The 11,655-nt window shown below is 37.6% G+C and carries 12 protein-coding genes and 2 pseudogenes; 3 read left to right on the top strand and 11 right to left on the bottom strand.

The genetic code is table 11. From position 1 onward, the window contains the following. Position 1: 1 nt before the first annotated feature. The 6 genes from FFR48_RS08610 to FFR48_RS08585 form a co-directional block, all read right to left on the bottom strand. Positions 2–916 (bottom strand): hypothetical protein, encoded by a 915-nt coding sequence (locus FFR48_RS08610; protein ID WP_137667077.1) that lies wholly within the window; start codon positions 914–916, stop codon positions 2–4. Further along, entirely contained in the window at positions 900–1,784 is an 885-nt protein-coding gene (locus FFR48_RS08605) for a TRAFAC clade GTPase domain-containing protein (protein ID WP_137667076.1), read from the bottom strand. The genes FFR48_RS08610 and FFR48_RS08605 overlap by 17 nt, the downstream gene beginning before the upstream one ends. A 30-nt stretch (positions 1,785–1,814) precedes the next feature. Continuing rightward, complete coding sequence (locus tag FFR48_RS08600) at positions 1,815–2,594, bottom strand: hypothetical protein (RefSeq protein WP_137667075.1); 780 nt, start codon at positions 2,592–2,594, stop codon at positions 1,815–1,817. Next, the gene (locus tag FFR48_RS08595; protein ID WP_137667074.1) at positions 2,591–3,187 is read right to left on the bottom strand and encodes a 4Fe-4S single cluster domain-containing protein; all 597 of its coding nucleotides are present in this window, start codon (positions 3,185–3,187) and stop codon (positions 2,591–2,593) included. Before FFR48_RS08595 ends, FFR48_RS08600 begins: the two co-directional genes overlap by 4 nt. A 42-nt stretch (positions 3,188–3,229) precedes the next feature. Further along, positions 3,230–4,315 carry a GumC domain-containing protein gene (locus FFR48_RS08590; protein ID WP_137667073.1) on the bottom strand — a complete coding sequence of 362 codons (1,086 nt, stop codon included), beginning with the start codon at positions 4,313–4,315 and terminating at the stop codon, positions 3,230–3,232. A gap of 213 nt (positions 4,316–4,528) precedes the next feature. Next, a complete protein-coding gene (locus tag FFR48_RS08585) occupies positions 4,529–4,669 on the bottom strand; it encodes a hypothetical protein (protein ID WP_162501862.1) in 141 nt (46 codons plus the stop codon). Positions 4,670–4,725: 56 nt separating this feature from the next. Here FFR48_RS08585 and moeB point away from each other — a divergent pair, with 56 nt between their 5' ends. Further along, a complete protein-coding gene (gene moeB / locus FFR48_RS08580) occupies positions 4,726–5,898 on the top strand; it encodes a molybdopterin-synthase adenylyltransferase MoeB (RefSeq protein WP_096566447.1) in 1,173 nt (390 codons plus the stop codon). Here the strand turns inward: moeB and FFR48_RS08575 are convergent. Further along, entirely contained in the window at positions 5,895–6,167 is a 273-nt protein-coding gene (locus FFR48_RS08575) for a hypothetical protein (protein ID WP_137667072.1), read from the bottom strand. The two genes, moeB and FFR48_RS08575, sit on opposite strands and share 4 nt — an antisense overlap. A 30-nt stretch (positions 6,168–6,197) precedes the next feature. On the opposite strand from FFR48_RS08575, the gene recA reads away from it, so the two are divergent. Beyond that, a complete protein-coding gene (recA, locus tag FFR48_RS08570; RefSeq protein ID WP_096566445.1) occupies positions 6,198–7,274 on the top strand; it encodes a recombinase RecA in 1,077 nt (358 codons plus the stop codon). 156 nt (positions 7,275–7,430) lie between these two features. On the opposite strand, the gene FFR48_RS08565 is transcribed toward recA, so the two are convergent. Beyond that, positions 7,431–7,961, bottom strand: a complete 531-nt coding sequence (locus tag FFR48_RS08565) for a PM0630 family protein (RefSeq protein ID WP_096566443.1) — start codon at positions 7,959–7,961, stop codon at positions 7,431–7,433. A 522-nt stretch (positions 7,962–8,483) separates the two neighbouring features. Between FFR48_RS08565 and FFR48_RS08560 the strand changes: the two genes are divergently transcribed. Beyond that, positions 8,484–9,569 (top strand): hybrid sensor histidine kinase/response regulator, encoded by a 1,086-nt coding sequence (locus FFR48_RS08560; RefSeq protein WP_137667071.1) that lies wholly within the window; start codon positions 8,484–8,486, stop codon positions 9,567–9,569. A 359-nt stretch (positions 9,570–9,928) separates the two neighbouring features. Here the strand turns inward: FFR48_RS08560 and FFR48_RS30535 are convergent, their stop codons facing one another. The 3 genes and pseudogenes from FFR48_RS30535 to FFR48_RS08550 all read right to left on the bottom strand — a co-directional run. Next, positions 9,929–10,681 (bottom strand): sensor histidine kinase, encoded by a 753-nt coding sequence (locus tag FFR48_RS30535; RefSeq protein WP_371851435.1) that lies wholly within the window; start codon positions 10,679–10,681, stop codon positions 9,929–9,931. Positions 10,682–10,768: 87 nt separating this feature from the next. Beyond that, a pseudogene (locus FFR48_RS30530) lies at positions 10,769–11,143 on the bottom strand (response regulator); the annotation flags it as partial. 307 nt (positions 11,144–11,450) lie between these two features. Then, a pseudogene (locus FFR48_RS08550) lies at positions 11,451–11,655 on the bottom strand (hypothetical protein); the annotation flags it as partial.

Genomic DNA, 11,655 nt, shown 5'->3' with positions numbered 1-11,655 from the left:
CTTATTTGATATCTCTTAATTGATTATCTTCCTTACCCGTTGCTAACCAATATAAAGGCGCAACTAAACCTAAAGGTCGCCATACTCCTGGTTTATCAATTACTCCATAAGTTCCACCCGCATCTCTACTTTTTTTCCTGAAATTTGGTCTTGGTGGTGTTCCTTTTATACCAAAGGTAGAACAAAAAAAGTAATTTGTAGAACATCCCCAATTATTACGCCATTTGTTTAATGTAGTTTTAACATTGGGAAATTTTAAGCCCAGGAAAGTGTCTATATTCTGCCAATAACCTGAAGCTGGAGGTTGTTCACATTTAGTAAATACTACAGCTATTCGGTAGTTCTGTAATCCTCCATTATTAATACTTAATCGTTCATTTAATTCTCTTTGTAAATTCTCCAATGCTTGAGCATATTCTTTATCAGATGTTTTGGTAGCAGTGCTATCTATGAGTATCAATAACCCCGACGCAGTGGCACAATCATCTAAATAACTAACCAAATGTGAGCTAGGGTTGGCAATATTCTTTAACTCTTTGATCAGTTCTCCTGAATATTCTCGACAGGATACTCGTAATCTGATCGGTTGATTTCTTAAAGCTGGGAGAGGATGATTGAGAAATTTAGCTTTTAAGGTAATTAGTAAGGTGTATGTTGGTAAGTTCTCAGCGTCTCCACTACCATAATCTGTACCTGCTAATTCTTTTCCATCTTCTAAAATGTCCTGAGCTATATTAATTAATTCCCCAGCTTCATCGTTATAAGGATCAACGGAAACAATGGGACTGTCTGATTTAGCATTTGGCCAACGAGCTAAGGCAGCCATAAAAGCTGTTTTGCCAGAACGACGGGGACCAATAACCCGGAAATCCTGGTTTCCACCGATGTCAAGGGGAAGATTAGAGGCGTTCGTCATGGAATACCCTCCCTGTGCTTAACCAATAAAGTGGGGAAATTAAACCAAAGGGTTTCCACGCATCCTTATCTCGTAAATAGGCGCTGAACTCGGCGGAACTGCCATCATCGGGTATATAACGATTAGGACGAGGATCATGTTCTCCCAAGCGATCGCTCATTATCCCAAAGGAAGAACAGGCAAAAAAACGTAATCTGTCAGGTGGCAATTTCTCTTTCAAAACTTTATAGGTTTCCTGCAAACGAACTTTAAATAAATCTTCTTCAGCATCTAAACGACAAGGCCAAATTTCCCCTCGTTCACATTTACTCATCACTACTGCTACTCTCAAATTATTTAAAGTTTCATTCACTCCAGCTTGCTCAGATAATTCTGTCAAGAGTTTATATAAAGCAGGTGCATAGATTTTTTGATCATTGGTAGCTTCCCAATCTGTGAGCATAATCATCCAACTTGGGGAGGTTAACCAATCTTCTAAATATTCTGCAAACTCAGATGCTCTACTGGGGTAAGCAGCACATTCAAATGTTTCTCCTGCATAATCCTTGACAGCTAAATTTAATGTAATTCCTGGTGAATTTTTACTAGCTGGGATTTGAATTTCAAAAGAAAAATATGGTTCATTACCAATATCATTACCCGTAAAAACTGCACCTTGTTCTAAAATATTTTTAGCTGCACCAATCAGTTCCTCAGCATCATCGGATGCTGGGATAATTTTCAAACCCGGAAATTGTTTTTTTAACTCATCGGGTAGCCTTAATAGTGAAGCTAAATAAGTGGTTTTTCCAGATTTACGTGAGCCAATGATTCTAATATCATTGCCTATAGATTGTTTTTTAAGTTTCAGGACTGTACTTTGAGTCATAAAATTATTGTATTGAAATTATTGATAATATCAGAATCTATGGATCAGATAAGGAGCAAGATACAACCAAGGTAATTCTAGTAATTCTTGATTTTCAGTAGTAGTAATAAAGAAGTTTGTCCGAGAACCAATTTCTGTACTTTTGTATTTACGAATTACTTGATTTGCTACCCCAAAATATGCGTCAACTACATGATCACTATATTCATACCACAGTGCTGCACCTCCTCGATCTGGCTTATATCTCCAAGTTTTTCCTTCTGATTCCACATCACAAAATAAATCCGCTTTATGCAGGGCAATAATTATGTGTTTGACTCGTTGGCAATTTTGTTGTAAAAAGTCAAACCAGTTCTGTAAACCATTCACCCATTGATCAGCATTAGGTAAAGGATTCATTGCTGTTGGTTGTAAATAATCAGGAGCTAAATTTATCCGAGTGCTAGATACAAGACTTTGGTGAGGAGGTAAGATTAAAATTACTGCTTTACTTTGTCTAACTTTATCTTCCATTGCTTGCCAAGCAGAGGGAAAATCTCTTCTTAGTTGGGGGTTACTCCAAAATTCTCCAGGGGTATCTATCCATAAAATATTTAGTTGTCTTGCACCAGTCGCTGGTAAATCTACCTCCATGTTTAATGTTCTGGTGTTTAATTGATCTGTACCTGCGATTTCCTTGGTGTCTGGATTATACAAGTCCCTCGCCAATATTTGCCCATCGGCTATTTGTACATATTTGCCATTTTCTGCCAATGCTCGCACCATGCTGGTTTTACCAGTTGCGCGATCGCCTATCACTACAATACTCATCTAGTTTCTACTCCCCCCTGATCAACTTGCGGATATTCCACGGGAAAACCCGTATACGTTAAAGTATCTGAACCTAATACCCACTCCTGACGAGGTATATTCACCACATCAGCCTCTACAATTCTACCAGATAAAAAATGCAATGTTTGATTATTTGAACCTCTTAGTGGTTGATTACTAATTTGCTGTTGTATAAACAAGCCATCTATTAATAAATCTATATGATTTAAGAACTCTTGGCTACCAGGAATATTATTTAATTGTAATCGTTCTAATTGATACCCTGTCCAACAAAGTACCGTTTTACCCACAGATTGCACTCGACGCGCTAAATCTGCCAAAGCCACCGCTTGAGCGAATGGTTCACCGCCAGAAATAGAAATACCTGCTAAATCTGGTAATTGTTGGAATTTTTGCCAAATTTGCTCAACTGTCACCACCTGATTTAACTTAAATTCCAAATAGTCGGGATTTTGACAACCCACACAGCGAAAAGGACAACCTTGCACCCAAATCACCATGCGATGTCCTGGACCATTGGCAGAGGACCGGGGCAACCAATCGGCTATATTTACTAATAGAGGTTGTGTCATAATTTTAACTATTTAATTTAACTATTTAATTTAACTATTCAATTAATATCCCTGACTTTCTGAACGGCGTTCAGATGTATCAGCTTGATAAAATTCTGTAGTAGTTTTCACTGACATAATTCTCATATCCAAATTACGCCATTCCTGATCAACAGGTTCACCATTCCATTCGCTCCATTCCACCTGATAACCTTGCTGTTGAAACAGTTGAATCACATCAAAAGTACGATTAGCACAGGAAGACTCACCTTCTTGATCATGGGGACCTGCTAAGTCAATTTGTTGACCATCAAACTGTATCCGCATTTGAGTATTTGCCCCCTCATGGGTTTCAATTTCTATAATGACATCACCGTCATCAATTGCACAAATTTGGGCAGTATAACCAACTTGCTGCCAAGATGCTACTAAATTATCCGCCGCAGTTTGAATTTGCTCAATTTGCGACTCATAATTACTAATTTCTTCATGTATGGTTGCTATGTCTTCATCCCTAAGACTGTGCCAACTATTACACATAACATTAATTTTAGTTTGTAATTGTTGAGTGACACTTTCAGGAAGACGAGACTCTAAATTTGCTAATCTTGATTGTATAAAATCAAGCTGTGCTGTCACCTCACTTTTCATCTGTTGAGTTGCCTGAATCCGAGCATCATCTAATACTTGTAAGTATCTCTGAGCTTCAGTTAAATTATGATTCTGTAATGCTATTTCTGTTTTCTGAATAGCTTGTTGAACACTTACAGCATCTAATAATTCTTGATCTACCAAAATTTGATATTCTGACTGAATACTCGGTAATTGCCTCAGTAAACTCTGCACCTGTCTTTGTGCATCTTGAGACAAAGCTTGCTTGACTTCAGCATCTATTGTTACTTTGGTTATACTTGATTTCACTTCTTCAGGTTCTGCAATAATCATCTTTTTTACCGCACCAGAGCGACTTTTTGCGCGAATTTGAGTAATTTTTTGTTGTATATTTTGTTCCCTTTTGATAGCTGCTTCTCTTTCTTGCCGTTTCCGTTCTTGGTAAGCTTGCAATGCTGAGGTGATACCATCAAACAATCCTGGTTGTGATTCAGTAGAAATACCAGCAGTGACGTTAAAAGTTTTTCTGCCACTCATATTTTATTTCCTGCTAATTGCTGAATTAAATTAATCCTGGTGCTTTTTTGAACTTAAAACTTTGAACTTAAAACTTTGAACTTAAAACGAAATTTAGCCAAAATTTAATTTTTTCCATGTTATTACATTTCATGTCAACAAAGCAACATACTTAACTAAAATCGTGATTTTTATTTACATAATTCAGCGGATAGTAAATTTTTAATAAAATTTTTAATATTTTAATAAATTAACCACTCTTTTACTCTCTGCGTCTTTGCGTGAGCTAATATAATTTAACCGCAAAAAGTGCGATCGCCCCCTTCCCAGTCCCCAACGTGATATAATTCCCCCAGCCAAAAAAATAGAACTCATAAACTGAACCAACTTTGAGTTAATATTAATACTCTGAGATTCTGCATTTTCTTACTATGCTAAATCCTAATCTGGATGAAATCCAGTTAACGAAAGACGACTACGAACGCTACTCCCGCCATTTAATCTTGCCCGAAGTGGGTCTAGAAGGACAAAAACGCCTCAAAGCTGCCAGTGTATTATGTATAGGTACTGGTGGACTTGGTTCGCCATTGCTGTTATACTTAGCAGCCGCAGGTATTGGGCGCATCGGTATTGTTGACTTTGATGTGGTTGATTTTTCCAACTTGCAACGTCAAGTTATCCACGGCACATCCTGGGTAGGTAAACCCAAAATTGAATCCGCAAAAGACCGCATTCACGAAATTAACCCCTATTGTCAGGTTGACTTATACGAAACTCGTCTCAGTGCGGAAAACGCTTTAGATATCATTCGTCCTTATGATGTCGTCGTTGATGGAACTGACAACTTCCCCACACGCTATTTAGTTAACGACGCTTGCGTATTATTAAACAAACCTAACGTTTACGGTTCAATCTTCCGTTTTGAAGGACAAGCAACCGTCTTTAACTACGAAGGTGGTCCTAACTATCGTGATTTATACCCCGAACCACCACCACCAGGAATGGTCCCTTCCTGTGCAGAAGGTGGAGTGTTAGGAATTTTACCGGGAATTATTGGTGTGATCCAAGCGACAGAAACGGTAAAAATTATTATTGGTAAAGGTACTACTCTCAGTGGGCGTTTAATGTTGTACAACGCTTTGGATATGAAATTCCGAGAGTTGAAATTACGTCCTAACCCCATCCGTCCGGTAATTGAAAAACTGATTGACTACGAAGAATTTTGTGGTATTCCCCAAGCAAAAGCAGCAGAAGCGAAGCAACAAATGGACATTCAAGAAATGACCGTTACGGAATTAAAAGCATTAATTGATAGCGGGGCGCAAGATTTTGTCCTGTTGGATGTACGCAACCCCCACGAGTATGAAATTGCGAAAATTCCTGGTTCTGTCTTAGTACCATTGCCAGAGATTGAAAATGGTGATGGTGTTACTCAGGTAAAAGAATTACTTAACGGACACCGTTTAATTGCCCATTGTAAAATGGGTGGACGTTCTGCCAAAGCTCTGGCTATTCTCAAAGAAGCGGGTATAGTGGGAACTAACGTTAAAGGTGGCATTAATGCTTGGAGTTTGGAAGTAGATCCTTCTGTGCCACAGTATTAAATTGGGAATTGGTAACTGGTGATTGGTGATTGGTGATAGGGGACTGGGGACTGGTGATTGGGGAAACAGGAAATATTTATCTTTCTCCTGACTCCTGTACGGGCGAAGCATTCGGAAAATAGGCTTGGACAAAAATTTATAATTAGTCGCCCGAATGCTTCGCCCCTACCACTCCTGACTCCTCCCATAAAACTTTTTTCCCACACCTTACCAATTGCACTTTTTCCGGTTAAAATAGTATATCTGTTCCAATCAAGAACCCAACGCAACTTTCTTAAATCCTATATTTAGAGGCTCTAATGGCAACCAACACAGCGGATACTGGCAAGCAAAAAGCACTGAATATGGTACTCAACCAGATTGAGCGCAGCTTTGGTAAAGGGGCAATTATGCGCTTGGGTGATGCTACCCGGATGCGTGTAGAAACAATTTCCACAGGGGCGCTAACACTGGATTTAGCTTTGGGTGGTGGTTTACCCAAGGGAAGGGTGATTGAGATTTATGGACCGGAAAGTTCTGGTAAAACTACAGTAGCTCTTCATGCGATCGCAGAAATACAAAAAAATGGCGGCATAGCTGCTTTCGTAGATGCAGAACACGCATTAGATCCCACCTACGCAGCTGCACTAGGTGTAGATATTGAAAATTTACTGGTTTCCCAACCGGATACTGGTGAAGCAGGTTTAGAAATCGTTGATCAGTTAGTACGTTCCGCCGCCGTTGATATAGTTGTCATTGACTCCGTAGCCGCCCTAGTACCCCGTGCGGAAATCGAAGGTGATATGGGTGATGCTCACGTAGGTTTACAAGCACGATTGATGAGCCAAGCCTTACGGAAAATTACAGGTAATATTGGTAAATCTGGTTGCACAGTTATATTTATTAACCAATTACGGCAAAAAATCGGTGTCACCTACGGTAGTCCAGAAACCACAACGGGCGGTAATGCGTTGAAATTTTACGCTTCCGTGCGTCTAGATATTCGCAGAATTCAAACCTTGAAAAAAGGTTCTGATGAATTTGGTAATAGAGTAAAAGTGAAAGTTGCCAAAAATAAAGTTGCACCACCCTTTAGAATTGCCGAATTTGACATTATCTTTGGTAAAGGAGTTTCTACCCTTGGTTGTTTAGTGGACTTAGCAGAAGAAACCGGCATTTTACTGCGGAAAGGTGCGTGGTACAGTTACAACGGTGATAACATTTCCCAAGGTCGAGATAACGCCATTAAATATCTAGAAGAAAAACCAGATTTTGCAGAAAAAATTAAAGAACAAGTCCGCGGGAAATTAGATCAAGGCGCAGTAGTTTCTGCTAATTCTGTTTCTAAATCTAATGAAGAAGATGATGAAGAAGAAATGGAATTAGACGAAGAATAAAAACCCTATTTTCTTTGATCTCGTTCCCAGTCTCAGACTGGGAATGCTATTACAGAGGCTCTGCCTCTGTTTTTTTATTGAAGGCAGAGCCTTCTATAATTCATTCCCATACAGAGTATGGGAACGAGAAAATACAGAATATGGGAACGAGAAATGTTAAAATTCTACAGTTTCAAATTCAAAAATAGAAATCAGACGATCATCAACATAAACTTCTATTCTGTGTTTACCAAGAGGATCACCAGGAGCGATTTTCCAGTAATTTTCAATCACACCATTTTTAACTGTTTGCGTCCGCGTTGTGATGGCTGTACTACCATCCGCAGATAGGGAAAAATTCTCATCCTTCTCCGGTGTAGCCCAAGTTTCTGGGGCTTTTGGTAAACGTAAAACTTCCCGCCATTTGACTTTACCCTGGTAATTTTGTAGTGTCATTCTCCAACCATAAGCATCACCTTTTTTTAAAGGTACTTTGGTGGTGGGAAAAAAATTAGCTTTACCTTGGGAGTCTACTATTCTCACTCCAAATTCAGATTTACTAACATTAATCTGTTTACCATTAACTAATTGAGAAACTTCTGGGGGTGCTTCCGCTAAAACTGTATTCCTATTTTGCAAATTTGTAGCTAAAAAGGCAACCATCAACCACAGAGAAGTTAGCAAAAACCTAAAAAACGAAATTCTCATAAGCATTTTTGGCAGATATTATATTAGTCATTAATTCTATTATTTTTAGCCCTAGTCCGGTTGAAGATGTGAAAATTATTGGACTGTAAATTGTTCGTAAATTGTTCGTAAATTGTTCACATTCACAGTTGCAGGACTTATGCAAAATAGAAGGAAAGTAGGGGTAATTCATGAATTACCCCTACCCAAGAATCAGGTTGTTAGTACAATATTTTTAGTACAATATTTTTAGTACAATATTTTTAGTACAATATTGCGTAAGTCCTAACTTGTGTAAGTTGAATATTCAATCCCTTCAATCCCTGCAACCTACTGATATACTGTAAGTATATCTACGGTAAGACTTTCTAAGTGGACAGTAGGATCAGCTAAATTATATTAAGTCAGTTATTCCTCATTTATCACGAAGCGCAAATAGCTTACAATTAGTCATAATCAAGTATCAAGATTAAAGCAAAAGGCAATCTGAGTTGTTATCCTTATTTTTAATCCATCTACCAAATAATATCAGGGAAACAAAAAATGAAAAACATTTTAATTATTGAAGATGAAGTTGAAATCAGAAACAATATCCAAGAAATTTTAGAACTCTCAGAGTTTGATACACTAATTGCAGAAAATGGCTTACAGGGTGTGCAATTGGCTAAAGATAAACATCCTGATTTAATTATTTGTGATTTGATGATGCCCGAGTTAGATGGCTATAGTGTCTTAACTCAACTTCGTCAGGATTTTTCTACTGCAACCATTCCTTTAATTTTCTTAACTGCTAGAGCGGATAAATCAGATTTACGTCGAGGGATGGAACTTGGTGCAGATGATTACCTAACTAAGCCTTTTCATCCAGATGAATTACTACAAGCAATTAATACTCGATTGGATAAACAAGCAATAGTAGATGAACGAACTCAAAAAAAATTAAATGATTTAAGCAGTTCTATCAGTCATTCACTTCCCCATGAAATCAATACTCCTCTGAATCATATTTTAGGATTCTCAAATTTATTGATGCTTGAGGAAAACCTTTCCCATGAAAATCTGGAAATTTTAGGATCCATTCATCAAGCTGCTCTGAGGTTACATAGACTAACTATTAACTTCCTGATGTATGCAGACTTGGAATTAATAGCATCTGATCCAGAAAAAGTGGAACGGCTTCGTAATAATGGAGTCAAAAGTTTTGTCAAATCAACTATGGAAAATGTAGCTGTACAAATTGCTGAAAAAGCACATAGAACAGCAGATTTGAGTATAGAAATATCTGATGCAATAGTCAAAGTTTCTCCTGTCAGACTCAGTAAAATTGCTGAGGAAATAATTGATAATGCTTTGAAATTTTCTCTACCTAATACACCAGTAAAAATTATCGGCTATAGCAGTAATAATTCCTATCATTTATATGTGATTGACTACGGCAGAGGAATGACCAAAGAGCAAATTTCTAGAGTTGGGGCTTATGTCCAGTTTGAACGTAAAATGTATGAACAACAAGGTTCTGGACTGGGATTATCAATTGCTAAGAGGTTAGTGGAACTGCATGGAGGAAAGTTTTTAATTGAGAGTATACCAGGAGCAGAAACTATTATTAAAATTATGCTTCCCCAGTGATAATAACATTATGATCAATTGATAATGGATAATTGACAATTAATAAGTAGGTGGGCGCTAAAAATTGTCCTGATGACAGGCAAGAGGCAAGAGGTTTTTGATTAATTTATTCTTTGTTACATACTTCTGTTTTTTCCCAGCAACTTACTTACTTATCTTGATAGTAATTACGCCAGATTGGGCTACAAACATGATTTTTGCGTAGGGGTAATTCATGAATTACCCCTAATTTCGTTATTTTTTGTGTAAGTCCTGCTTTACATAGTTTGGTTTTTTTGTGCCTACCTACTTACCAATTATCAATTACCAATTACCAGCCTCAACAGATATGTTAATTGTTTAACTAGACGTGATATTAATTATCCTTTGAAAAAAGGAAGACTAACTGTAAATGTTGTTCCTTCTCCCGCACGACTTTCTACGTTAATTTTCCCTTGGTGCAGATCCACACATTTTTTGACTATGGCCAGCCCTAAACCAGTTCCTACAATTGTACCAACGTTAGATGCTCGGTGAAAAGGTTCAAATAAATTAGCTTGATCTGCTTCAGGAATACCAATGCCGCGATCGCTAATTTTAAATAATATTTGATTATTGTTTTTAGTCAAACTAAAATTAACCAAATTGTGAGACGGAGAATACTTAATAGCATTAGTCAGGAGATTGGTGAGAATTTGCCGTAAAATTTTTTCATCAAACTGAATAATCAGATAATTTTCCATAATTTCCTCGCCTAAATCTAAATAGAAATTAATTGTATGTTGGTTACTCGTAGTTTCGATTTCTTCTTTGAGATGACGACAGAAAGCGATAATATCTGATGCTTCTAAATGTAATTCTATTTTCTCGGATTCGGCGCGGTTAATCATCAGTACATCATCCAGTATTTGGGTTATATGCTTAATGGTGTTTTGGATGGTTTGGAAATGTTGCTCTTTTCTTTCTGCACTCAGGCGATCGCTAAATTTTTGCAAAATACCCGATGATGAAGAAATAATGGCTAAAGGTGTACGAAACTCGTGGGATGCCATTGTAATAAACCGAGATTTCAATTGGCTTAATTCTTTTTCTTTTTCTAGTGCTGCTTGTAATTCTGCTGTTCGTTCTGCCACTCTCTGTTCTAAGTCCTCATTACGTTGTGTCAGTTGTCTGAGTTCCTGGTTTTGCCGTTCTAAAGATGTAATTAAACTCTGTAAATGTAAATGCGTACGTACACGGGCTAGTAATTCTTCTTTTTGAAAGGGCTTAGTAATATAATCAACAGCACCTAGACTTAAACCTTTCACCTTATCCATAGTATCAGCCAGAGCAGTCATAAAAATTATCGGGATCGACTGCGTGCGAGGATCGGCTTGAAGTTGCTCACAAATTTCAAATCCGCTAATATCAGGCAACATAATATCTAGCAGAATTAAATTAGGCATAATATCATCAACTTTCTGTATCACATTTAGTCCATTTGCTTCCATTTTGACGTTATATCCTGCGGCACTCAAGGTATAATCCAGAAGTTTTAAATTAATAGGATTGTCGTCAACTACTAAAATAGTGCTGTGGTTAGTTAAAATTTTCACAGTTTCTTCCTTATGATTGGCGATTGGTGATTAATAATTGGTAGTTGGTTATTATTCATTGTTAATTAGTAATACAGCATATTGTAGGTAAATAAGATAAAAATTTTCATCACAGAGCCTTGCACTAAAAGGGTTTTACGGCTGACCGCTAACTGCTGTTAGCTTTTCTATTTCGGGGATGCTGAATAAATGTAAAACCTAGATAAATCAAGGGATTGAGGATGATGAAAATTAAAATTGCGCCTGGTTTTAGGTGCTATGATCCTCAAAGAGCGCAGTCGAAGTAAGCGTGGCGTTAGCCATACTCCTAGCCCTCACAGATAACTTTTTCAGCAAACCCTATTTCTATTTTCCAAGAGATAAACCTGCCTGTCGGCAGACATGGCCACTTATCAGCTTGTTTACTTATGGTGACAGATTTCGGTTTATATCCTGTCGGGAGAATTTCATAAGTTTTTAGCCAGCCAATTACAGGGACTTTGATTTTTCTATAGTCAATATGAATTGCCCCA

The sequence above is a fragment of the Sphaerospermopsis reniformis genome (assembly GCF_005402885.1).
GTDB classification, from domain to species: Bacteria; Cyanobacteriota; Cyanobacteriia; order Cyanobacteriales; family Nostocaceae; genus Sphaerospermopsis; species Sphaerospermopsis kisseleviana.
This window is presented reverse-complemented; position numbering and strand designations above follow the sequence as displayed.